At 58.6% G+C, this 23,842-nt stretch carries 21 protein-coding genes and 2 pseudogenes; 12 read left to right on the forward strand and 11 right to left on the reverse strand.

The window, feature by feature from the left end; genetic code table 11:
- Positions 1-242: 242 nt before the first annotated feature.
- On the reverse strand, positions 243-707 hold the full coding sequence (locus N2599_RS17050) for a Fur family transcriptional regulator (RefSeq protein ID WP_051336704.1): 465 nt from the start codon (positions 705-707) through the stop codon (positions 243-245).
- Between the two features lie 725 nt (positions 708-1,432).
- Here N2599_RS17050 and N2599_RS17055 point away from each other — a divergent pair.
- From N2599_RS17055 to N2599_RS17090, 8 genes and pseudogenes are all read left to right on the forward strand, one after another.
- Positions 1,433-1,636, forward strand: coding sequence for a hypothetical protein (locus N2599_RS17055; protein WP_027511797.1), 204 nt, complete (start codon positions 1,433-1,435; stop codon positions 1,634-1,636).
- A gap of 79 nt (positions 1,637-1,715) precedes the next feature.
- Positions 1,716-2,540: a TOMM precursor leader peptide-binding protein gene (locus N2599_RS17060; RefSeq protein ID WP_027511798.1), complete on the forward strand. Its 825-nt coding sequence runs from the start codon at positions 1,716-1,718 to the stop codon at positions 2,538-2,540.
- A 4-nt stretch (positions 2,541-2,544) separates the two neighbouring features.
- Positions 2,545-3,834, forward strand: coding sequence for a YcaO-like family protein (locus N2599_RS17065; RefSeq protein WP_027511799.1), 1,290 nt, complete (start codon positions 2,545-2,547; stop codon positions 3,832-3,834).
- Between the two features lie 9 nt (positions 3,835-3,843).
- The gene (locus N2599_RS17070) at positions 3,844-4,632 is read left to right on the forward strand and encodes a SagB/ThcOx family dehydrogenase (RefSeq protein ID WP_027511800.1); all 789 of its coding nucleotides are present in this window, start codon (positions 3,844-3,846) and stop codon (positions 4,630-4,632) included.
- A gap of 3 nt (positions 4,633-4,635) precedes the next feature.
- Positions 4,636-5,847, forward strand: a complete 1,212-nt coding sequence (locus tag N2599_RS17075; protein WP_027511801.1) for a protein-L-isoaspartate O-methyltransferase family protein — start codon at positions 4,636-4,638, stop codon at positions 5,845-5,847.
- Positions 5,848-5,870: 23 nt separating this feature from the next.
- A complete protein-coding gene (locus N2599_RS17080) occupies positions 5,871-6,434 on the forward strand; it encodes an OsmC family protein (protein WP_027511802.1) in 564 nt (187 codons plus the stop codon).
- Between the two features lie 19 nt (positions 6,435-6,453).
- A complete protein-coding gene (locus N2599_RS17085; protein ID WP_027511803.1) occupies positions 6,454-6,966 on the forward strand; it encodes a hypothetical protein in 513 nt (170 codons plus the stop codon).
- A gap of 80 nt (positions 6,967-7,046) precedes the next feature.
- Positions 7,047-7,698 (forward strand): annotated as a pseudogene (locus tag N2599_RS17090) (transposase); the annotation flags it as partial.
- A 90-nt stretch (positions 7,699-7,788) separates the two neighbouring features.
- On the opposite strand, the gene N2599_RS17095 reads toward N2599_RS17090, so the two are convergent.
- Both N2599_RS17095 and N2599_RS17100 read right to left on the reverse strand, forming a co-directional pair.
- A complete protein-coding gene (locus N2599_RS17095) occupies positions 7,789-8,106 on the reverse strand; it encodes a hypothetical protein (protein WP_027511804.1) in 318 nt (105 codons plus the stop codon).
- Positions 8,107-8,350: 244 nt separating this feature from the next.
- Positions 8,351-9,388 (reverse strand): IS110 family RNA-guided transposase, encoded by a 1,038-nt coding sequence (locus tag N2599_RS17100; protein WP_027513959.1) that lies wholly within the window; start codon positions 9,386-9,388, stop codon positions 8,351-8,353.
- A 454-nt stretch (positions 9,389-9,842) separates the two neighbouring features.
- On the opposite strand from N2599_RS17100, the gene N2599_RS17105 reads away from it, so the two are divergent.
- Both N2599_RS17105 and N2599_RS17110 read left to right on the forward strand, forming a co-directional pair.
- On the forward strand, positions 9,843-10,556 hold the full coding sequence (locus N2599_RS17105) for a hypothetical protein (protein WP_027513948.1): 714 nt from the start codon (positions 9,843-9,845) through the stop codon (positions 10,554-10,556).
- Between the two features lie 60 nt (positions 10,557-10,616).
- Positions 10,617-10,925 carry a PIN-like domain-containing protein gene (locus N2599_RS17110; RefSeq protein WP_260307461.1) on the forward strand — a complete coding sequence of 103 codons (309 nt, stop codon included), beginning with the start codon at positions 10,617-10,619 and terminating at the stop codon, positions 10,923-10,925.
- Positions 10,926-11,305: 380 nt separating this feature from the next.
- On the opposite strand, the pseudogene N2599_RS17115 reads toward N2599_RS17110, so the two are convergent.
- Positions 11,306-11,469 (reverse strand): annotated as a pseudogene (locus N2599_RS17115) (IS481 family transposase); the annotation flags it as partial.
- A 297-nt stretch (positions 11,470-11,766) separates the two neighbouring features.
- Positions 11,767-12,828: an IS110 family RNA-guided transposase gene (locus N2599_RS17120; protein ID WP_260307462.1), complete on the reverse strand. Its 1,062-nt coding sequence runs from the start codon at positions 12,826-12,828 to the stop codon at positions 11,767-11,769.
- Between the two features lie 253 nt (positions 12,829-13,081).
- Here N2599_RS17120 and N2599_RS17125 point away from each other — a divergent pair, with 253 nt between their 5' ends.
- Positions 13,082-14,413: a glucoamylase family protein gene (locus N2599_RS17125; RefSeq protein ID WP_027512116.1), complete on the forward strand. Its 1,332-nt coding sequence runs from the start codon at positions 13,082-13,084 to the stop codon at positions 14,411-14,413.
- Here the strand turns inward: N2599_RS17125 and N2599_RS17130 are convergent.
- From N2599_RS17130 to hglS, 6 genes are all read right to left on the reverse strand, one after another.
- Positions 14,410-15,450 carry an ABC transporter ATP-binding protein gene (locus tag N2599_RS17130; RefSeq protein ID WP_027512115.1) on the reverse strand — a complete coding sequence of 347 codons (1,041 nt, stop codon included), beginning with the start codon at positions 15,448-15,450 and terminating at the stop codon, positions 14,410-14,412. The two genes, N2599_RS17125 and N2599_RS17130, sit on opposite strands and share 4 nt — an antisense overlap.
- On the reverse strand, positions 15,447-16,961 hold the full coding sequence (locus tag N2599_RS17135; RefSeq protein WP_244915109.1) for an ABC transporter permease: 1,515 nt from the start codon (positions 16,959-16,961) through the stop codon (positions 15,447-15,449). Before N2599_RS17135 ends, N2599_RS17130 begins: the two co-directional genes overlap by 4 nt.
- Positions 16,962-17,181: 220 nt before the next feature.
- Positions 17,182-18,198 carry an iron ABC transporter substrate-binding protein gene (locus tag N2599_RS17140; protein WP_027512113.1) on the reverse strand — a complete coding sequence of 339 codons (1,017 nt, stop codon included), beginning with the start codon at positions 18,196-18,198 and terminating at the stop codon, positions 17,182-17,184.
- A gap of 259 nt (positions 18,199-18,457) precedes the next feature.
- Positions 18,458-19,996, reverse strand: coding sequence for an L-piperidine-6-carboxylate dehydrogenase (gene amaB / locus N2599_RS17145; protein WP_027512112.1), 1,539 nt, complete (start codon positions 19,994-19,996; stop codon positions 18,458-18,460).
- Positions 19,997-20,039: 43 nt separating this feature from the next.
- Entirely contained in the window at positions 20,040-21,323 is a 1,284-nt protein-coding gene (locus N2599_RS17150) for an NAD(P)/FAD-dependent oxidoreductase (RefSeq protein WP_027512111.1), read from the reverse strand.
- A gap of 67 nt (positions 21,324-21,390) precedes the next feature.
- Positions 21,391-22,821 carry a 2-oxoadipate dioxygenase/decarboxylase HglS gene (gene hglS, locus N2599_RS17155; RefSeq protein ID WP_027512110.1) on the reverse strand — a complete coding sequence of 477 codons (1,431 nt, stop codon included), beginning with the start codon at positions 22,819-22,821 and terminating at the stop codon, positions 21,391-21,393.
- 91 nt (positions 22,822-22,912) lie between these two features.
- On the opposite strand from hglS, the gene N2599_RS17160 reads away from it, so the two are divergent.
- Positions 22,913-23,806, forward strand: coding sequence for a LysR family transcriptional regulator (locus tag N2599_RS17160; RefSeq protein WP_027512109.1), 894 nt, complete (start codon positions 22,913-22,915; stop codon positions 23,804-23,806).
- Positions 23,807-23,842: the final 36 nt, after the last annotated feature.

Below are 23,842 nucleotides of genomic sequence, written 5' to 3' on the forward strand. Positions count from 1 at the left end.
AGAGAGTCCTTTCGGGGCGCTTCTTGCTTCATGCCTTTCAACGCCCGCCATGTAAGCAGTGTGTAAGCAAGAGAAAGCGCATTGCAGGATGCCGTGGCGCGCCATTGGGCGGCCAACGCGAAACGCTCTTTTTTTGTTTCCCCCTCGCCGCAGACTTCGTCTCGCTCGAATGGTCGATCATGTCGGTACCGCTGCGTCCATGATGCGGTCGTTCTGCGATGCCTTCGAACGGTGGCCAATCTTCACTGCCTGCTCGGACGGACGACGCGGCGAGCGATGCGAAATTCCAGGGAGGCGGTATCGCGGGCGACTGCGCACTCGATCGTTCGATCCTCGACGTCAGCTGAGGCGCCGCAATTGTCGCAGATGAAGAACACGCACGCGTGCGGATGATCGAGATGAGCGCACGGCACGAAAGCGTTCCTGCTCTCGATACGGGAGACGAAGTGCTGTTCTTGGAGGAACTCGAGCGCCCGGTAGACGGTCGGCGGCATGAGGCGGCGACCGAGAGAGTCCTGCAGGGCCCCCATCAGTTCATAGGCACCGAGCGGCTGGCCTGCCCTGATCAGCGTCTCCATGACCTGGCGGCGGATCGTCGTGAACTGGAGCCCGGGTTCGCGGCATGTCTTGTCTACTGCATCGAGCGCCGCGGCGACAACGGTGTGAGAAACGGGGCTGCGGTAATGCGCCGTCATGCGCTCTGCCATGGATGTCTCCACCAGGTTCTTGTCGAGACGACATAGTCTCTTGAATGATACGTTATAACGTTGCATAATGATCCGCAATATACGCTGGAGAAATCATGAGTGACGTTATGCTGAGTGAGCCCCTTGCGGGTTTGGCGCCGCCTGTTGCCCCTCGAAAGCGCCCAACGCGTGAGGCCCGCTGAGTTAGCGGTGCGAACGCTGATCGAATGGCTGGCGATGACCCAGACCGGGAAGGTCTCGTCGGGACCTTTGATGGCAGAGGCAACTGAAAGTGGTGATGCAACCGGCCGCTTTTCGTTTCTCACCGTGGAAAGACGAGAACCGGGAGGAATAGGTTTGAGTGGTTTTCATTGGAAACAGAAATCTATGGTCGCCTACGCCGGCAAGTGGCGGGCGACAGCCCTATCGGCGGCGCCGCCGTAGCTCAATGCTACTCGTCTGGTTGCAATGCAAAGCAATCGATTTCTAATGAACAAATCAGTGCCTTTCCCTAGCCCAGCGATAATGCAGTGATGCATTCATTTTCTAGAAAAGTCGCACTATTTACAAAAAAATTCCTACAATGACCTAATATTGAAACAAAATGACTCAAAGTAACCCAGAAAAAACAACATCGGGCGATCACATTTTGTAACGCGTATTGATTGTGAAGATGATAAAATTTATCTTTTTGCGTGTCGCGCGAACTGATAATCACCCTGAACGTGAATGAATGGAGAATTGTGATGACGCCTCAAGACACTTCCACAATCGATATTCAGAAGCCCACGAACGAACATCTACTCAAGGGCATTTTGTTTGATCTGACCGATGAACTCGAGGACGAGCAGATCCAGAACGATCTCGCTTCGACCTGCGCCAACTGCGACACTGGATCATCCAGCGGTTGCAGTTGCGGTAACTGTGATGGTGGCGCCAGCAGTTGCTGAAGCCGAGGCAATTAGCGTCGTCCGGCGGCAAGAAAACTTGTCGCCGGGCCGAACGCCCGCCCAATCGGTTGGAGTTGCGATGTCCTACAGACTCGATGAAGCCGTTCAAATCTACCGGGGAAGGCATCAGCGTGAATTTCTCGTCATTTCGCCGGGCCGAACGCTGCGTCTTCCCGCGGTCAACCCAGTGATTGGGGATCTAGTCGACGGCTTGCTGTCTGACGCGCTTTCGGCAGAGATTCTTAAACGGGTCGCAGACGATGCGGAGGCGTCCGCTTTGATCGGCGAATTTGTTAAGACGGGCATCCTTATTGACGTAGATTCGTTCAGTTCCCGTTGCCACAAGCCCACTGATGCCGTGGCAAAGGTATCTGTCGTGTCGAACGTGTCGGCAGGTGCACTGATTGATCGGCTAAATGCTCATGGATTTGAACTGAGCAATGAAGAGGATGCGGACTACGGCGTCATCATTGCCGATCCATACGACTATGATTTTCTGCAGAATTGGAACCGCTTCGCCATTACTCGCGGCAAGCCGGTCCTGTTTGCTTGCACCAGTTCATCGCACCTTGAAATAGGCCCTGTTCTTTTTCCAGGGCAGACTTCCTGCTTCGAATGTCTCGAGCAACGTACAGAGGCGGCATATAGGGACGCTACACTGCACAGGCGTCACTGGATTGCCGCGAAAGGAAGCGGGATTACATCACCCTCCTTGGCTCTCTTCGAAGCCCTCATCGTTGCGGTCATATCACGGCTGGTGCAAGGAGAGCGGGTAAATGTCCTTCTGAATGAGCAGCTTTCTATCGATGTAAGGACCTTTGATTTCAGATCGTCACCGGTTAGGCGCCTCCCAAGATGCGAGGCGTGTGGCACCCTTGATCCAATTGCGCGATTAAGGCGGTGACAAGATGCTCGACGATATCCTCAAGGCGTTAGTTGATCGCCGCGCCGGCATCGTGACTTCGGTCGACTATATCGAATCGTTGCCGGCCGGCCCTGTCGTTCACACTTATCGAGGCGCATTGGCATATCCCTATGCTTTCGTCGACGGCGCGCGATACCGAGAGGACACAGCAAAGATTATCGTGTCAGGCAGTGGTCTAACCCGTCTCGACGCATTGTGGTCCATGATCGGGGAGGCGGTGGAACGATACTCGGCATATAGCTTCGATTCTTGTCGAACATCCATCGCACCATTCTCCGAGCTCCGTCAATCCGCGGTTGATCCCAGGGAGTGGATAGGTTTCGCAGACGAAAGTTTCACTCAAGATTTTCCGTACCAGCGGTTTAATGAAGATGAGCCTATTCGCTGGGTCGAAGCGGAGGACAGTTTGTCGGGCGAGAGGATGCTGGTGCCGGCTGCCAATGTTTGGCTGCGCCTGGGAAAAATACTGCCCGGTGAAAATTTTGCCCAACGCACATCGACCGGGTTAGGCGCGGGAATAAGCGTAGGCCAAGCTCGGCTTTCCGGACTCCTCGAAGTTATTGAGAGGGACGCCTTTTCTTCACGTTGGTTGCTTTCTGCAGCGCCTGTCAGGAAGACGCGTGCTTGCGATATAACAGAGGCCCTCGGGCAGACAATCGGCTACAGCGGCATCACTGCGGAACTGTATGATATCTCTGTCGAGAACATTGTCCCGGTCTCCTTGGCAAGATTGACTATGCCGAAGCGTGAGTTCGGATTTTGTTTAGGTGCCAGTGCTGCGTGCAGTGCATCCGAGGCCGACAAGAAGGCCGTCCTTGAGGCATACCATATCCTTCAAGGAATGATTTTCTGGCAGAGCAAGTCGCCGCCTCGATTGTCGTCGGTCGACATACGCGATTTCGTGGATCACGGCCGATACTATAGCCAACCGTCGGCGGCAGAGTCGGCGACTTGGTTTTTCGAGAATAGCGGGGCCGCTGACAGGCCGAACGAAACGACAGCACTCGATGAAACGGACGCCGACGCGACAGTCAAAATGATTGCTGAGCGCCTGAGCGAGCGCGGATACCGAAGCTACTTCGTCGATATTACCCCAGCCGATATCCGGGAGATGGGATTTCACGTTGTGAAGGCTCTCGTGCCGGGGCTTCAGCCGCTCACCTGCGGCGAGCGTGTCGTAGCCGACGATCGGCGACGCTTGGAGCGCGTTTCCATGTCTTTGTTGAGGACCACGATATTCAGGCTGAACCGCCAGTTACAGCCCTTTGCATGAGGATGACCGATGGTAATCGCTACGCCCGATCAGACCGCTACGGAGTTCATTGAGTTCACGCACGAAGCAACCCGTCTTTATCGGGAAAATCGCATAGCGTGGGGTCGGCGTGTTGCCTTTTTCAACAATAACTCTCGGGCGCGGAGCCGGCTTGTCGACGTGCCAAAGGCCTACGCTGGCGACGCGATTTTCGCAGCCCCAGAAGATGATCAGGCGGGCCTCCTGTCGCGCATCCTGCTCAGACGAAAGAGCACCAGGAATTTTTCAAAATCACCGGTTCCAATCTCGATTGTCGGAGACCTGTTTCGACAAGCTGTCATGGCAAGAAAACTCCCGGATCCCAGCGAACTCATCAATGGACGTCGCAGATCATACTCCTCTGCGGGAGCTATCTACGCCGTCGAGCACTACATAATCGGCCTAAATGTCGATGGCGTTCCCAACCCCTTCATAGCCTACTGCTCACCGCAAAACCGCAAAATCATCATGGTGGAACCGAAGGCAGATAGAAACGAGCTTCGGAAAGCCCTTGGACTTGAGCAGGCCGTTTTGCCGGCTTTCGCCGTGGTTCAAACGATCGATTTGGAGCGGTCAACTCGGAAATACCAGGAAAGAGGCTATCGCTTTGCCCTGATAGAGGCGGGTTTAGCCTGCCAGACGTTGTGCCTCATCGGGGTCACGCTCGATCTTGGGTCGGTAATCTGGGGTGGACACTTTGACCATTTGATAGATCGAGACCTCAGAGTCTTGGGGACACATGAAACAGCCGTAAACACGATTTTGTTCGGGAGGATATAGCACATGGTAGCAGCAGATGTCGCTGAGCTTAACAACAGCCTGCTTAAGACGGTTGTCTCATACACCCCGATCTACGGCAGTCGTATTGATGTCTCACAAGCGATGGAGCAGGCTTTCAGAAAATATCCGCGACATGAATTCGTCGAGCACTTTCGACTGGTGTCGGAGATGTGGGATGGCCCGACCCGCTCGCGAGATGATCATGGTGCACTTCCACTTATCTATTCAAACCAGCCGCTGATGTACGTCGGAAACAAGGGTGAGAGTTTCCAGGCGTCAAGTTCTGAGCCAGCTTTTATCATGCATCTTCTTGCTGCCCTGGACGTTCAACCAGGCCACAGGGTGCTTGAGATCGGCTGCGGTACCGGCTGGTTGTTGGCCATGATGGCCGAACTTTCGCAGGAACCTCGGAATGTGACCGGCATTGAGATCATACCGGAGCTTGTCAAGCGAGCCCAAGTAAATTTGGAGAAGCTCGGCCTAGGCGAAGTTGCGGTGAAACTGGGTGACGGAAATGTGCTGCCGACGGACATTGGCTCGTTTGATCGGGTGATGTACACCGCTTCTTCATTCACGTTTCCGACTTACCTCTTCGACATTTGCCAGATTGGGGGGAAGGTGGTCATCCCCCTCAGGAATCGAGGATTGGCAGAAGAGGTTCAGATACTGGAGCGGACGGAACAGGGTTTCCAAGCTACCGCCGCACGGTTGTGCAAATTCGTTCAGATGACGCAAAGGTTCGGAAACGATCCATCCGGCATCACGCCCAGCAACGAGGCGCTACGCCATAACTATAAACATGCCGATCGGGAGCCCCTTGATATTCCAGGTGGACCGCCCGGCACGCTTGCCTTCTCATCATTCATGTCAAAGACCAGGCCTGATTTCCTCGTTATTGGTTTGAATGATCCCAAAATCCCGTCTGGTTTCAACGCCGGGGTTTTCGGAGATCCGCAGGCCATTGGTGTGGCGATCCTTGCCAATGACTGGACCGCCGGAGCGATTTGGAACCGCGGCTTTCTCCGGAGTTTTGGTGGAGGGGACTATCGGAACAAATTCATCGAAGGCCTTTCTGAATGGATCTCGTGCGGTCAGCCTTTAGGCGCGCAGCTTCGGCTGGCAATTTCAAAAAACCTTACCGACAGTGATGGCGACAACAGAGGAAAAACCTGGCGCGAGGTCCGTGGGGATTCCGTCTTTACTTGGTCTCTTTAGCAACGCACCAAAAGGGAAACCTGATGTCGACGCTCCGGGAGTTTCTGCAACAAAAACGTGCCGCATTACTGTTAAGGCGCGAATGGGTCCATCGCACGCCCGACGCGGCACTTGTCACGATATCCGCCAGCGCCACAGCTGAGGGACGAAGCGGTATCCGACGGATTAGAATCAGGGATTTTCAAATTGTCTCAGACAGTCCTGCGAGTTTCGCAGGCTACGATCTTGGGGCTACGTCTCCTGAACTGTTGCTTGGTGCGTTATCCAGTTGTCTCACGCACACCTATCTCATCCAAGCGGCGGATCTGCGTATACCCCTCGATGATGTTCGTGTTGACGTGTCCGGTCAGATCGACTCCCGTGCTGGGACACCGGGATTTGAGGATGCTCTGATTTATCCTCACGAGATCCGTTACATCGCTACGGTCGTCACAGAGATCGAAGATCTATCGCACCTAAACTCAGCAGTAGAGCGGTTCTGCCCAATCCTGAACCTTCTTCGCCGCGGCAACGAGGTTGTGGGTGAAATCCTGAGAGTTCCGCCTTCTGAGAGGGGCGCTAACTTGGCACAGGCCGCCAACCGATAGTCGCGAAAGGGTACAGGTCATGAGCAAAATTGCCGCGATCACTGCGCTCAGCTTCGTATTCTCTACCGCCAACTTCGCAACCTCCATGATGGTTCACCGCGATGAGAATATCATTCTGTTGGGTGGTGGTGAAGAAATTCCCATAACAGATATCAATCCTGTTGAAACTTTGCTGCCGGCTAAAGTTCCGGCAGAGATCAAACCGATGACGACTGAGGACCCAAATATAAAACCGTTTATAGGTGTATGGCGCGGTCAGTGGGAGGGAACGCTCGATACTTATTTTATAATAACGGAAGTTCAAGGAACTCGCGTGAAGGTTTTCAATTCCTGGGGCGGTAATTCTATAATACGGGAACCAGGAATGCGTTATGTATGGGGAAAGATTTATAACGGGACGCTTCTATTGCCAAGTGAGAATGCTTCTGAGTCGCTTAAGCTTCAGGAGGATGGGACTTTATTTGGACTTTATTATAGTCGTTCCGTGCACATGCCATCTCGTATCATCTTGACTAGACAACCGGTGAATTAGGACACAAGTAAGCCTTCGACATAGGAAGATGCAGGACGAAGCCAACCTCCGTTCCGTGAACTTCGACGCTTAGACCAACAATCAAGGAGATCGTGCGCCGGACCGGATACAGTCGCGGCCTTGTCCGACGCATACTGCGTGGTCAACGTTCGGATGTCTTCCGCGTCCGTGCGAACTCGCTCGAACTCTACCTACCCTGGCTTGACGCTCAATGGGCGGCCGGACACCAGAATGGAACGGAGCTATGGCGGCAACTCAAGAGCCAAGGGTTCCGTGGCTGCCTTCGCGTTGTTACCGAGTGGGCCACACCCCGTCGAAAAGCAGAAAAGGTCGATGACGGTGCCTTGAGCCGAGCGCCTCCGGCCAGCACCATCGCGCGTCTTATGACCATCGGTCGCGACGACCTCTGAAACCGTGACGGTTGCGGCGATTGGAGGCGGCGTGCCGCTGCTCGTCGAGGCGCGGGAAGCCACTGCCGCCTTCCAGGCGATGATCCGTAAGAAATCCATCGCTAATCTCGATCCATGGTTGGAGAGCGCCCGAACGGGTTTGGTAACCTCCTTCGCCAACGGCGTCGTCAAAGACCGTGCTGCCGTCAGCGCCGCGATTACTTCGCCATGGTCGAACGGCCAGACGGAAGGGCAGATCACCAAGCTCAAACTTGTGAAACGGCAGATGTATGGCCGCGGAAAAATTGATCTCCTCCAAGCCCGCGTCATCGGCGCGGGATAGAATCCATCATCACCAAAACTGCGTCAGAGCCAAAATTGCATGCGAAGCACAGTCCGATGGGCAGGATGAGGCAAACACGGCCGCCATTGGTCAGGAAATCGATGGCGCGAAGCGCATAGGCGCCGGCGATTTGGCGGCGAACGAAAGGAGCCCCGCCCGCTCCGCCCAATCGTCGGCTGACGTACGAGTTGCGCCCTCCGGCTCAGCCCAGGGCGGGTTGGAGATGATCAGCGAAAAGCGCCTGCCATTGAAGGCATGTTCGTTGCGGAAAAAGTCTGCCGTTTCCTCGCCGTGGACAAGGTTTGTGTCGTTAAGCGAGGGCAACTTGGCGTCTTCTTTTTCCTGCGCCTCCAAAAAGCGAAAAGTGTTACCTATGTCTTCTCTATTCGGCGTGTTGGCGTCAAGCACTTACGAGCGTCTCCACCTCTTTGGGGCATGACATCTTCCGCAGGTCCTCGCTTCTCTTCGGGATCGGCGTTTCGCCCTCCCAGCATGGGGTTAGGAGAATGGGGCGGTTCAATCTCCGGGACGTGATTACCGCGTGATGCGATCGGCACAGACATAGGTTCGAACTTGCCTCATCCATCGTCCTGCGAAGGACGTCCTTCCGCCAACTGGCGGAACTATGTGTCTTTCTCCTTCTGACCTCTTGTCAGCTCGCTGATGTCATGGCTTCCCGCGTCCAGCGGAATTCAGTGCCGTCGAGCCACATGCGATGCATGACGACCGCTAGGCGACGAGCGAGTGCGACTTTCGCTTTCGCCATGCCGCGCCGCTTGGCGATCTTCATCGCCCAAGCCTTCAGCCACGACCATTTCCCCACGCGCGTCAGCAGCAGCTGGGCAGCCTCATAGAGCAAAGTGCGCATCGTGCCGTCCCCGCATAGCGATATGCAGCCGACGCGCTTGCTTTCCCCGGACTCGTGGAGCTTCGGCGTTAGTCCCAGGATCGATCCCACCGCCTTGGAGTTTCTGAAGCGCTGCGGAATGTCTATTGTCGCGGTATAGGCGAGCGCCACCACGGGGCCGACACCCGGGATCGTCATCAGGCGCCGGCAGGTGGCATCATCCTTCACCACCGCAAGGGCTTGTCTGTGCAGGCGCGCAAATTCGGTACGCAGCTTCCCTCGGGCGGCAAGCAATGGCTCCATGATCGCCGCGAGGTCGGGCATGCCTTCGGTGAGCTCCCGAATGCGCTCTTCGAACTTTGCCGTTCCCACGGCGCCAACCTTCAGCCCGAAATTGCGCAGAAGGCCGCGGATGTCGTTCTCGATGGCGATCGCCTTTTCCTGCAGCAGCTTGCGGGCCGCTAAGAGCGCCCGCCGCTTCTGGCTCGTCAGCGTCTTCACATGCACTGGGCGATACAGATTGACGCGCATCATTTGCGCGATGCCGCGCGCATCGTTGCGATCCGTCTTGTTGGGCTGCGCCTTCAGGAAGGCCTTCACATGGCGCGTCTCGATACAGATGACCGGCAATCCCGCCCTGGCCAGCCCTTCGAATAACCACTGCGACAAAGGTCCGGCTTCAAGCCCGACCCGCTCGACGTTCCAGGTCGGGTCCTTCAGCACCGCAATGAGATCGTCAGGGTGGCTGACAACCTTCACCTCACGACAGATCTTGCCGGATTCGTCGATAATGCAAACGGCAGTCTCTTTTACCGAGACATCGAGGCCAATAAAGTGCTTCATGCTGCGCTTCCTTTCCTGATGCTTGTGGCTGTTTGAACAGACCACGTTCTATCATCAGCTCGAAGCGCAGCACCTCCCTGCATCACCGTAGAAGATGGGGCGAAAGCCGAATACCCCATCTCCGGTACAAAACGTCACCTATCTCTCGGGTCGAGCATCAGTAAAATCAATTCCTTACCGGTACGACGTCTTGAGAAGTCCGAAAGGGGTTTTCTCGTGTCGCCACCTTGTCGCCACCGCGAAAAGGGATCTGGCGTTGGAAGCCGTGAAGTCTGACCCGCTATCACTTCACGACACCTCAAGACCCCGAGGAGCGGAATTGTGCTCATGGCTCTCCCGTTCTTGGAATGCTCGACGGCTCACCGCCGTGTTCCCACGAAGTTTCAAAATAATCCTTTCGCCCTTGGACTATTTCCATCTTGCGGGCCGTGTGGACATCAGTAGGTTGCCGTACATGGCTTCGACGCAAGGACACTCATCGGCTGTTGATGCGATCGGCGTAGGTTCTTACACCGCGCCGGAGGCCGCTAGACTTCTGAAAACGTCTGCTCTTAACGTGAACCGTTGGCTTCGCGGCTACACTTTCCGGCGCTCGGGCAAAGAACACCACATGCCGCCGCTCTGGACAACGCAGCATGCGGAGATCGAGGATCATCTGGAAATCGGCTTCCGCGATCTCATCGAGCTTCGGTTCGTCAAGGAATTCATAGACGCTGGCGTCAGCCTATTGGCGATACGCAACTGCCTCGACTTTGCTCGCACATGCGCGAACGACGAGCGCCCTTTCTCCACGCGTCGCTTTCAGACAGATGGCCGCACGATCTTCCTACAAAGCATCGAGCGATCTGTAGAGCCGAAGCTCCTCGATCTAGAACGCCGACAGTACGTGTTCCAGCAGGTCGTTGAGCGCACGTTCAAAGAACTCGACATCGAGGATGATGCGGTTGCCCGGTGGCGTCCGTTCAACGGCAAGCAGTCGATCGTGATCGATCCCGATCGCGCATTCGGTCAGCCGGTTGCCTCACAGTCAGGCGTTCCGACTGTTGCGCTTGCCGATGCCGTCGAGGCAGAGGGATCGGTCGAGGATGTCGCACGAATATTCGAAGTGCCAGTCAGCGTGGTTCGCGACGCGGTGCAGTTTGAACACGGATTAAAGAGAGCTGCGTGAAGGTTTTGGTAGAGGAAAACCTTCCACCCGCGCTCGCGCGCTCCCTACTCCCTACATGCATTGTTTTCTGGAAAGCACGAAATCATCCATGTTCGGGAGCGGTTTGGTCCCGGCGTGAAGGACGTGCAATGGATCGGGGAGCTCAGTGCCGAGGGACGATGGATTGTAATCTCCGGCGATCGGCGGATCACTCGCGACAAAGCCGAATACAACGCCTTCAGAAGCTCTCACTTGGTAGGGTTCTTCCTCTCCAAGGGTCTCTACAAGTCGCCGCTCATCAAGCAGATGGAGCGCATCCTTGCGCTCTGGCAGACGATCGAAACGCAGGCGGGGCTCGTACAGGCAGTGCGATGTTCGAGCTGCCAATGACGAGCACGAGGATCAGCAGCTGTAGGACGGGTCGCCCATGCCAGAGACCCGATTGCCTCCCTCGACCATGGTGTGGCGCGATACCAACGCGCTGGCTTGATATTCACGAGCGCCCCTGGTGCGATCACCATGAAGAAAGCGGCGGACGGCAGCGCGGGGTGGCCTCCTCAAAGAGCCTAAGACGCAGACGCGAGGATCGTCACAGCTGACGGCGAGTGGTGGGCGCAACGACCGAAGTAGCCACCCGTACACTAAACCCACAGAGCTCCTGAGCTCCTGGGGTGAAGGATGTGGGTGCAGCAGTACAGGTGTGGTGGGTTGGCCCCTATTTCGCCCTCACACCGGCCTGTCCAAAGCGCCCCGGAGGGGAGTTTGGCGACAGGACGGCTCGGCCTGATGCGCTTTAGGACGACCCGAGGCTCAGCCACCACACCGACAGCTTCGACAGATTGTAGAGGCCGTTGGGGCTGGCGAACGGCCGGCCGTTGTCGGTGCGGATGGCGATCGGCAAGCCGCGTTCGGCAAACTGCCGGCGAAACCCTTCGGCGCACCACAAAACGCCACCTATCTCTCATATGTGGACGGCCCCCTCCCTGCAAGAACTCCTATGATGATTTGATCGAGATCGCTTGCGTTCATATGTCCGGCCTGTTGTTGCGCTCGCACATGAACGCTGGCCAAGATGGGTTCCGCGACGTGAGTTCCAAACAGGTCGGCGACCTTCAACGGCCACTGAGAGATACGGAGTGTCCCACGTCTCGGATCGATCGATCACACCATCTGCTCGTTCCTTGCAAGTTCACGCATCAGATCGGCACGGCAGCATCTGTAACCTGCTAACCTAGACCTGACTGATCTCTCTATGCTGCGCAGGCCAGAGCCGGTCGCGAGCATTACCTTTGTAGTCCTCGCCGGTCACCATTATCTTCCAGGCGATCCGGGCGATCTTGTTGGCCAGCGCGACAGCCACGAGCTTGGGTGGCTTGCGCTTGAGCAACTCGATGAGCCAAGGCGAAGTGCTCTTTCCACGTCCCGCTCTTACCTGTTGAAGCCGCGAGGTCGCACCCACGACCAATGTCTTGCGCAAGGTCTCATCGCCGGCCCTCGTAATGACACCGAGCCTGACGTTGCCCGCAGTCGAATGGTCTCTGGGCGTTAGGCCCATCCAGGCGGCAAACTGCCTTCCGGATGTAAACTGTTCCGGGGCCGGAGCTTTCATCGCCAGCAAGACCGCGCCGATCGGTCCGACACCAGGGATCTTTGCAAGACGGCGACAACATTCATTGTTGCGATACCAGGCCATCAGTTTTGCCTCCACCTCTTTCAGGCGATCCCCCAACTGCGCAAATTCCTCAGCGAGAGACGTAAACAGCTCACGCGCCACAGCCGGAACGCTTTCATCAATCATGGTGCGTTCCAGAAGGAGCGGAATATGAGACATGCCTTTGGCCGCCGTCAGCCCGAACTCAGCTGCATAGCCACGAATTGTATTGGCAAGCTGCGTCTGTGCGGCGACAGCGCGCTCGCGCATGCCCACCAGCATCAGCGCGGCTTGCTGATCCGCACTCTTCACCGGAACGAACCGCATCGTCGGACGGCTCATCGCCTCGCATAGCGCTTCGGCATCGGCCGCATCATTCTTGCCGCGCTTGACGTAGGGCTTCGCCAGTTGTGGCGCGATCAGCTTGACCTCATGTCCGAGCCCCGTCAGCAACCGGGCCCAGTGATGCGAAGCGCCGCAGGCTTCGATCGCAATCACGGTCGGTGGGCAATTCGCAAAGAAATCCACCATCTCCTTGCGGCGCATCTTCTTGCGCAAGATCGGTTGCTCGGCGGCGTTTACACCATGCAATTGAAAGACGTGCTTTGACGTATCCATGCCAATACGGATAATCTGATCCACGGACGGCTCCTTCGTTTGAGATCGTTAACGGCTCACTCTGGCACATTTCGATGCCGCTCGGGGGCCGTCCACCCCAACAGGTCGGGCGCGATAACATCAGATACTTAATAATCCGCCGAAAGGGGTTTTGTTGTGAATCGATATCGCCGCGCCAGCGCCAAACGAGCCATTTGTCGCATTATCTGAAAAGAATTTGATTTGTGCGCAATGCATCGCCATGTTGAACGAGGGCGGACAACGGTTGGTTTGATGTATGCTGCAACGATTTGACGACACGGATGCCGCGCTGATCGACAGGCTGCAGAAATCCGCATTCGACTATTTTCTGAAGTATTCCAATCCCGAAAACGGCCTGGTCGCGGATACGTCAATACCCGACGTTCCCTGCAGCATCGCTGCCACCGGCTTTGCGCTTTCAAGTTATACGGTCGCCGTCGAACGCGGATGGATTACGCAGGCGGAAGCGGCAGGCAGGACGATCACGACGCTGCGCTTCTTTGCCGGGAGCCATCAAGGGCGCGAGCGCCATGCGACCGGCTATCGTGGCTTTTATTACCACTTCCTGCATATGGATACCGGCCACCGCGCATGGAACAGCGAGCTCTCAACGATCGACACGACCTTGCTCGTCGCCGGCATGCTGACGGCTGCGGCCTACTTCGATGGCGCCGATCCGATCGAGACGGAAATCCGCGAACTGGTGAAATTCATCTATGAGCGCATCGACTGGCATTGGGCGTTGAATAAAGGACAGACCGTCTGCATGGGCTGGAAGCCTGGAAGCGGCTTTCTGCGCTGGCGCTGGCAGGGCTATGACGAGGCGATCCTGCTCTACACGCTAGCGCTCGCTTCGCCCACCCATCCGATCCCGCAATCGAGCTACGATGCCTTCGTCTCAAGCTATTCCTGGATGCTCTTCGGCAAGCAGCCCTATCTTTATGCCGGACCGTTTTTCATTCACCTTTTCTCCCATGCCTGGGTCGACTTCCGCGGGATTCAGGACAGGGAGATGGCTGCACGCGACTGGGACTATTTCCGCAACACCCAGGTTTCGATCGCCGTCCAGCGCGATTATGCCGAGCGCAATCCCGGGCACTTCGTCGGCTACAACAGGAATGTCTGGGGATTTTCCGCCTCCGACGGTCCGCCGCCAACGCGGAACATGCGTAGCGGCCGGCATCCGAAGGTTCTGGGTTACGCCGCGCGCGGTGCACCACTTGGCCCGGACGACGGGACAATCGCACCGTGGGCGGCGCTTGCGGCATTGCCTTATGACCGACAGGCGGCGGTCGACGGCCTGGAGGCGCTGCTGGCTGCCTATCCCAATCTGCTCTGCGAAGGCCGCTTTCCGGGCGGCTTCAATCCATCAGTGAAGACCGCCCGGCCCGAAGGTTGGGTGGACGACCGGTGCGTCGCGATCGACCAGGGACTGCTGGTGATGACGATCGAAAACGATCGGTCGGAGTTCATCTGGAGCCTGATGCAACGGTCGCCGATCATCCGGCTCGGCCTCGAACGTGCCGGCTTTACGGGCGGCTGGCTGGAGCAGGCGGAAACGGAAAGTGTTTCGCGAAAGACGGCTTAACGGCCGCCGAAGACATGCGCCTTGCCGGCGATATCAAGGCGAACACGATCGCCGCGCTCTGGCAAAGCCACGCTGGATGTCTTGATGAGGATCGGCGGCAGCGCCACCCCTTCCAGCGACACCGCCACGGTGCAGGTCGCACCGCCGAACTCCACCTCAACGACGCGGCCTCCAGAGGCGGGCTCGCTTTCATCGGCAACGACGCGAATCTGCTCCGGCCGCAGCATGATCTCGGCCTTGCCTTGATGGCCGCCTTCCACTGCGACGCGGCCGAGCGCGCAATCGGCAAAGCCATTGCGGATGATCGCCGGAAGCATCACCGCATCCCCGAGGAAGAGTGCGGTTTCGCGGTCCTTCGGCTGCAGGTAGAGCGATTGCGGTGAACCCGATTGGATCAGCTTGCCTTCCCTGAGCACCGCGACCTGATCTGCAAAAGAGAGAGCCTCTGCTTGATCATGGGTGACGAGAATCGCCGTGATATCCGCCGCCTGGAGGACGCGGGCGACGGCCTTGCGCATGTGTTCGCGAAGGCCGGTATCGAGCGCCGAGAAGGGCTCGTCGAGCAGCATGAGACGCGGCTTGCGGCCGAGGGCTCTCGCGAGCGCCACACGCTGCTGTTGACCCCCGGAAAGCTGGTGAGGACGGCGCGTCAGCATGTTGCGGTCGAGCTCGACCATATCCAGCAGTTCGACGATCCGCTTTTCGCGATCGCGAGCGCCACGCTCGAAACCGAAGCCAATATTGTCGGCAACGCTCAAATGCGGAAAAAGCGCGCCGTCTTGCGAGACGATGCCGATGCCGCGCTTGTGGGCGGGAACGGTTGCCAAGCCATCCGCGAGCACTTCGCCATTCAGGATGACTTGCCCTTCATCTGGCCGCTCGAAGCCCGCAACAATGCGCAGCAAAGTCGTCTTGCCGGAACCCGAGGGGCCGACAACGGCGGTGCGGCTGCCGGCGGCAACGTCCAGCGTCACCTTGTCCAAAGCTCTCACCGGGCCATAGTGCTTGCTGACAGACTGGATCGTAAGCAGTGTCATTGGCCGGCAGTCCGTTTCGATTGGGCATAAAGAAGAAGCGTCAGCGGCAATGACAGCACGATCATCATCACCGCATAAGGAGCGGCCGACACATAGTCGATTTCGCTGGTCAGCGACCAGAATTTCGTTGCCAGCGTTTCAACACCGTTCGGCGACAACATCAGCGTTGCCGTCAGCTCGTTGGTGATGCCGAGCGCCGACAGCGCAACGCTTGCAGCAAAGCCCGGGGCAGCAAGGCGCATGGTAATCTGGCGCACGGCCTGCGATGGCGTGCGCCCCAAGCCCATGGCCGCCCGCTCCAGCTCTACAGGTGCCTGCGCGATGCTGGCACGAAGGCCGACCATCGCGCGCGGCAGGAAGAGCAGGACATAGGCAACGATGAGGGTCGCAAAAGTCTGGTAGAGCGGCAGCGCCAGCCGCACGGTGATCGTCACCAGTGCCAGCGCCACAACAACGCCGGGAAGCGAGCCGACATAATAATGGCAGGCTTCGAGCAATCGCTGGAATCGTCCCGGTGCGCGGACCGACAACCAGGCCATCGGCGCGGCCGCGATCGACGTCAACACGCCGCCAGCGACCGCAAGGACGATCGTTTGAACGAAAGCATTTCCGACAGCATCCAGCCGCCAGATCTCCGTGCCGCCTAGATAGAGCCAGCGGCCGAGCGTCATGAGCGGCACGCCGAGCGTCAGCACACCAAGCGTTCCCGGCAGCAGAACACCAGGTACGACAAACCAGCCGAGATGGCGGCGATCGGCGGGACGCGCGGAACCGGAGCCGACGCGGGCGTAGCGCTCGTTGCCGCGGAGCAGAATTTCCAGGCCGAGCAGGAAGAGGCAGCAAGCGACGAGCACACCGCCGAGCATGTTGGCTGCGGGGCTGTTATAGGCAGACTGGAACTGATCAACGATCGCGGTCGAAAAAGTGTCGAAGCGGATCATCACGTAAAGCCCGTATTCCGACAGGAGATGCAGCCCGATCAGGAGCGAGCCTCCACAGATCGCAAGCCGCAACTGCGGCAGGATCGCGCGGAAGAAGACGCGCCAAGGGCCAAGGCCAAGCGACGCCGCCGCATCCTCGATCGCCGGATCGAGGCGGCGAAGGGCGGCAGCGACCGGCAGGTAGAGAAAAGGGTAATAGGCAAGCACGGAAACGAAGACCCCGCTCTGCAGGCCGCGCATGCCGGGAACGAGGCTCACCCACGCATAGCTGTGCACGAAGGCCGGAACGGCAAGCGGCGCGACAGCAAGCCAGGACCACAACCGCGGAACCGGAACATTGGTCCGCTCCGTCAGCCACGCGAGCGTCACGGCAAGCACAATCGACAAGGGAATGGTGAGTGCTTCAAGCAAGATGGTGTTGACGAGCAGCTCACCGACACGCGGACGGAAGACCAGTGCCTTTACCGTTTGCCAGCCGACATCGGCGGTAACCCAGCCGATGAAGCCGAGCGGTACGAGGCTCATAACTGCGACCAGCGTTGCAAAGACGACGACGGAGGCGTGGGGCATGCGCCCGCGCAGCAAACCTGTTCCGCTGACTGGCGCCCTATTGCCGGGCGCGAGCCCGGAAACAAGGGATCTGTTGTCTTGCAGCAAGGCCGGCGCCTTTGTACGCTGAAAAAGGAAGGCAACCGCCTCTATCTGAAGCGGTTGCCCGGGCTGACATGCCCTAAGGTTTTCTTGAGCCAAAAGCAATAGTTTTGACTCGATCCGCCTGCGGCAGAAAGGCTTAGATCAGGCCAGCAGCCGTCATCAGCTCGACGACCTTCTTGCTGTCGAGTTCGGAAGCCTCAACCTTCGGTGCATTGAGATCGGCAAGCGGGACGAGCTTGTCGTTCGATTCGCCGCTGACCGCGTATTCATAGGATGTACCGTTCTTCAGGATGTCCTGGCCGCCCTTGCCGGCGACGAACTTCAGGAATGCCTGGGCTTCCTTCATGTGCTGCGTGGACTTCAAAATGCCGCCACCCGAAACGCTGACGAAAGCGCCGGGATCCTGGTTCTTGAAGTAGTGCTGGCCGACATTCTTGCTGTTTTCGCCTGTCTTCGCCTGATCGCCGAACCAGTAGTAGTGGTAGATGACCGCGCCTTCGACTTCGCCGGCGTTGACCGCCTTCATGGCAACGCTGTTGCCCTTGTAGGGTGTTGCGTTCTCCTTCATGGCCTTCAGCCATGCAGCCGTTGCTTCTTCGCCTTTCAACTGCAGCAGCGCACCCACAATCGCCTGGAAGTCGGCACCGGCAGGCGACGCACCCCAACGACCCTTCCAGGCCGGATCGGCGAGATCGAGCAGAGACTTCGGCAGCTTGTCTTCGGTGAGCTTCGTCTTGTCATAGACAAAGACGGTCGAGCGGGCGGCAATGCCGGTCCACATCCCGTCGGCCGGACGGTACTGCGCCGGAACCAGATCAAGTGTTTCCTTGTCGACCGGGGCAAAGAGACCCGCGCTATCGACGAGCGCCATTGCCGGAGAGTTCTCGGTCAGGAATACGTCGGCCGGGGAAGCGTCGCCTTCCTGAATGATCTGGTTGGCGAACTGCATGTCGCTGCCCTGGCGCATGGTGACCTTGATGCCAGTCTCCTTGGTGAAGGCATCGATCCATTCGCGGCCGAGGCTTTCATGCTGGGCGTTATAGACGACGATGCCTTCGGCGTCCTGCGCACTCGCGGCGGAAGCCAGCGTCGTCGCAGCAAGAAGCGAGGCGGCAAAAGCAAGCGCGGAAAAGCGCGTAAGAGAAATTTTCATTGACGCCCTCCATGGCCGTGTCACCCAAACTCCCCGGGTGATGCGTGCTCGTATATTTTTCTTGATCCAGCTTTTCAAGTTTTGCCTTGCAAAGCCTCTTCACAAATACTTGAAGTTATCAATCAACTTTAGAATTATTCTATATTGTTCGAGTGGCGTTGATCACCCGCGGCTGTGGCAAATGCCGGATCCGTAGAGCAAGAAAGGGACGATGGCGGGTCACCGTCATCGTCCCTTTCCGATCCAATGTGTTCGTAGGTCACTCGACGTCGAACTTGACGCCCTGAGCGAGCGGCAGCGTTTTGCCGTAATTGATCGTGTTCGTCGTGCGGCGCATGTAGGCCTTCCAGGCATCCGAGCCGGATTCGCGGCCACCACCGGTTTCCTTTTCGCCACCGAAAGCACCGCCGATTTCGGCACCCGACGGGCCGAGGTTGACATTGGCGATGCCGCAATCCGAACCGCGGGCGGAAACAAAGGTTTCGGCTTCACGCATGTCGTTCGTGAAGATCGACGATGAGAGGCCCTGCGGCACGGCATTGTGCAGTTCCAGCACGTCATCGAAATCCGTGTACTTCAGGACATAGAGAATTGGTGCGAAGGTCTCTTGTTCGACAGGGCCGGTTTGCGACGGCATCTCCACAAGCGCCGGACGCACATAGAAGGCATCGGCAGCGCCGTTTTCAACGCGCTCGCCGCCCGTGATCTTGCCGCCAGCCGACTTTGCTTCGGACAAAGCCGACTGCATCTTGTCGAAGGCTGCCTTGTCGACCAGCGGACCGACAAGCGTACCGTTTTCCAGCGGGTTGCCGATCGTGACCGAGCCATAGGCCTTCTGCAGGCGCGGCACGAGTTTGTCGTAGATGCTCTCGTGCACGAAGAGACGGCGAAGCGTCGTGCAGCGCTGGCCAGCGGTCCCCATCGCCGAGAAGGCAACGCCGCGGAGCGTCAGATCGAGATCCGCCGTCGGGCAAATGATAGCAGCATTGTTGCCGCCGAGTTCGAGAATTGCGCGGGCAAAACGCTGCGACAAGCGCGGGCCGACGGCGCGGCCCATGGCCGTGGAGCCAGTTGCCGAAACCAGCGGCACCTTCGGATGATCGACGAGAACTTCGCCCACTGCGCGGCCGCCGATCAGCAGCGTCGAGAGGTTCGCCGGCGCCTGCCCGCCTTCAGCAACGAAACGCTTCAGCGCCTTTTCGAACAGCGCCTGCACGGCAAGTGCCGTCAGTGGCGTCTTTTCCGACGGCTTCCAGACAGTGGAATTGCCGCAGACCAGCGCCAGCGCCGCATTCCACGACCAGACGGCGACCGGGAAGTTGAAGGCCGAAATGATGCCGACGACGCCGAGCGGATGCCAGCTTTCCATCATGCGGTGCTCGGAGCGCTCGGTTGCAATGGTCAGGCCATAGAGCTGGCGCGAAAGGCCGACCGCAAAATCGCAGATATCGATCATTTCCTGGACTTCGCCGAGACCTTCGGACGTGATCTTGCCGACTTCGATCGAAACAAGGCGGCCAAGCGCCGGCTTGGCGGCGCGAAGCTCTTCGCCGAGCAAGCGGACGAGTTCGCCGCGCTTCGGCGCCGGAACCGCGCGCCATGCGGCAAAAGCGTTGTGCGCTTCGTCGATCGCCTTTTTGGCATCCGCAACGGAATGCTCCTTGAGCCGGCCGATTTCCTTGCCGGTGACCGGCGAAGTGACACGCAGGGTGCCGCCGGTATAGTGGTCCGCATCGACACCGAGTTCGGAAAGCAGTTTCTTCGTTTCGGCTGCGAGATCGAGCGTAGCAATAGTCATTGTCGTGTTTCCAACTTTCTTCTTCTTGAATGCGAGCTTTTACTCAAAAGCGCGCGTCGGCGAAGTGGGCGACCTGGGCGCCGGCTTCGTACCACATTTCCTTGAGCGCGCGGAAGCCGGGCTCCCGCAGGTCTGTAACCGGCAAGGGCAGGTCGGCCTCCGCGATCCTGCCCAGTACATGGTGCGCCAGCGTACGGCCGAATACCGTACCAGGCGCAATACCTCGGCCATTATAGCCGCAGAAGCCAACGACATTCGGAGCGAACTTGTGAAAGCGCGGCAGCGCATTGTCGGTCATGCCGATCTTGCCGTACCATTCGTATTCGAACTCCACGTCGCCGATCTGCGGAAAGAGCCTCTTCAGCGAGCGCTTCGCCCAACTTCTATGAACTGCAGCGCCGGTATTGCGCAACGCCCCGACACTACCGAAAACGAGGCGCCCGGCATGATCCATCCGGAAAGAGGACAGGATCTCCTTTGTATCCCAACAGCCTTCGCGGCCGGGCAAGATCGCTTTGCGCAGAGTATCGCCGAGCGGCGGCGTCGCGAGATTGAAATAGGGCAGATGTACCTGCTCGCAACGCACTTGTTCCCACGGCCCGGTGCTGTAGGCGTCCGTAGCGACGATAATCCAGTCAGCGGTCACCTGCCCGCTCCTGGTCTTCACCGTCCATCGGCTGCCGTTTTGTTCGGTTGCGATAACAGGGCTCGAAGTATGGATCGAAACGCCTGCCTTGACAGCCGCATGCGCCAGACCCCGCGCATAAGCGAGCGGCTGCAGTGTTCCCGCACGCATATCGAGCAGCGAGCCGGCATAGGCGCTGCTGCCAACGCGACGTGCGGTCTCGGCGGCATCAAGCAGCGTCACTGGGGCCTCGCGCGCGGACCACTGCGCAGCACGCGCCTCGATTTCCTTCAATCCCCCCGCGCCGACGGCGCAATGCAGCGTGCCGCTCTTTTCAAGTTCGCAGGCGATATCGTGCTTTTCGATCAGCTCCATGACAAGGCGCGGCGCATGGCCCAGCATATCGAGCAGGCGGTCGCCGTAGGTCTGCCCGAGAATGCCAGGCAGATCGTCCGGCATCACCCACATGCCGGCATTGATCAGTCCAACATTGCGGCCGGCCCCACCAAAACCGATCTCCTGAGCCTCCAACAGCACGACCTTCGAACCGGCTTCGGCAAGATGAAGACCGGACGACAGCCCGGTGTAGCCGCCGCCGACGATCACCACATCGGCCGGCACCGCGCCCTGCAGCGCGGATGTCTCCGGCGGCAATGGTGCGGTCTTTTCCCAAAGCCCGTGGGAGCGTGGATCATTCAGCATCGGTCAGTCCATTCCAAGCAAACGCGGCAGGCACTCTAGCGCCGTCCACGGCATTGCGGAAGCAGCCTCAGGCAACGGTTTTCAGCTCCAGAGCCGCAACCCCCAGCATCTTCATCGCGGTGTCAAGAGAGGCAGACTGGCGCTCGGCATAGAGCCTCAGCTCGTCTTGCACGGCGACGCCCAGCGCTTCTTCGAATGCTGCGCGGTTGGAGCGCGTCGCGTAGTTCTGCTGCTGATCTGTGCCGAGATTGGATTGAAAGATGCCTGCCGCACTGACCGGCAGGAAATCCTCATAAACGATCGGGTCGAAAGCCAGATAGCCGTCGGCGATCAGCGACTCCGTATCGCGCGGCAGCTTGCCCTCAGCGGCAGCCGCGATGCCGGCAGGCGTCGCGGAATAGTGAAAGAAGGCTAGCTCCTCGCAGCGCAGCGCGTCCCAACTGTCCGGCAACGATTTGAAGCGCCCGGTAAGCTCGGAATCATAATCGTTGGCCTTGGCTCCCGCAGCACCGACCTGCACTTCGCTTCGGACGGAAGCAAGCAGCCGGTCGTAGAGCGCCCTTCCTTTCGCCGTCAGCGCAACGCCGCGCTGCTCGATCTCCCCGAAGCGGGCCGTATGCGTGCCCTGCGTCTTGTCCGCCTCGCCCGCGAAAGCGATCGGCTCTTCCAGCGCCTTGAAGCTCGTCTGGCGCAGCAGGATATCGCAGTCGCGGCGCGGCGGACCTTCGATGACGGCCTTCGGCGTGATGCCGCGTTCCGGCATGCGCCGCTGTACGCCGTCGATATCGAGCGTACGTGGCGTCAGATGGTTGATATGAGGGCCATTGAAGCTGACGACATCGGCAATCAGGCGATGCGCATCGTGCAGACGCTTGTAGGTTTCCGCACTCACAGTCGCTTCGCCATGCCAGCGGAAGGTTTCGAGCGCCTCGGCAACGAATTCGACGGCTTGGGCCTCCGTCAGGCCGCCGCCCTGCTCATGGTGCTCGATCAGTTCGATGGCGCGCGGCGTATAGATGCGGCGCTTGGCCAGGATACGTTCCGCCTCGGCGCGAAGTCTCTGATCTTCGATCAGCTCAAGTCGCAGCAGCGAGGTAAAGACGCGAAACGGATTGACGTTGAGTGCGGCCTGGTCGACCGGCCGGAAACAGGTGGAATGCACTGGCACGCCCGCAACCGAAAGATCGTAGTAGCCGACCGCCTGCATGCCCATGACCGCGAAGAGACGGCGGATGGTGAAAAGCTCGTCTGCCGTGCCGAGGCGGATCGCCCCATGGCGCTCGACATCGATGCGGTCGAGTTCACCCGCGCGCTCCAGCCGCTTGCGCAATTCGGGGTTCCCTGCCAATACCTCCGCATTCACGTCGGCCACAAGCTCTATCAGCGTGCCGTATTGCGGCACCTCCGCGCGATACATCTGAGACATCGCTTCGGTGAAAAGCGAACGGATGCGGTCGGTGGAAACGAAGGCGCTCGGCATGAAAGAACTCCGGGTCATTCCGATTCTGCAGGATAAAGTTCTTTACAAGGGCTTCAGCGCCATGAATATCGACGTTTTGGAAACAGATCATTCTCAATCGGAATGAGCCATGCTGCCTTCACGACGTTTTCTGCCGTCGATTTCATTGCTCGCCGCCTTCGAGGCCGTCGCCCGAACCGGCAGCGTGACGACGGCAGCACGCGAACTCGACCTCACCCAAAGCGCCGTCAGCCGCCAGATTAAGGCGCTGGAAGAACAGCTCGGCGCTGAACTGTTTCTTCGCGAACGCCAGACGGTGCGCCTCACGCTTGCAGGCGACAGCTATGCCCGCGAGGTCCGCGAAGCGCTTCGCCGTATATCCAGCGCTTCCCTGAACCTCCGCGCCAATCCGCATGGTGGAACGCTGAACCTCGCCATCCTGCCGACCTTCGGCACCCGCTGGCTGGCACCGCGCCTCAGCCGGTTCCTGAGCCAGAACCCGGGCGTGACCATCAATCTCGTCACCCGGCTCTCCTCCTTCGATTTCCGGCTCGATTCCATCGATGCCGCGATCCATTTCGGTCATCCGCAATGGCCGGGAGCGGAACTCACATTCCTGATGTCGGAAAAGACGGTTCCCGCCTGCAGCCCGGAATTCTTCAAGCAACACGGCATCGCCAAGGCAGAGGATCTTCTGAATGTTCCTCTTCTGCATCTGACGACGCGGACTGACGCCTGGGAGAAATGGTTCGCGGCCAACGGCGTGGCCTTCCAGAACGTGCACGGTATGCTCTTTGACCAGTTTGCGACTGCCGCACAGGCAGCGATTGCCGGTCTCGGTGTTGCGCTGCTTCCGACATTTCTCATTCAGGACGAACTGAGGCGCGGTGATCTTGTCGCGGCGATCGACCGGGAAATGGAAAGCAGCGAACGCTATTACCTCGCCTATCCTCCCGAGCGGGCCGACTATGCGCCGCTTTCAGCCTTTCGCGGCTGGATCATCGCCGAAGCCGAAGCGGGATAACGGAACGTCTTGCATCGGAAGAGTGCTTTCGAGCAT

It is taken from the genome of Rhizobium sullae (assembly GCF_025200715.1).
Taxonomy (GTDB): Bacteria; Pseudomonadota; Alphaproteobacteria; order Rhizobiales; family Rhizobiaceae; genus Rhizobium; species Rhizobium sullae.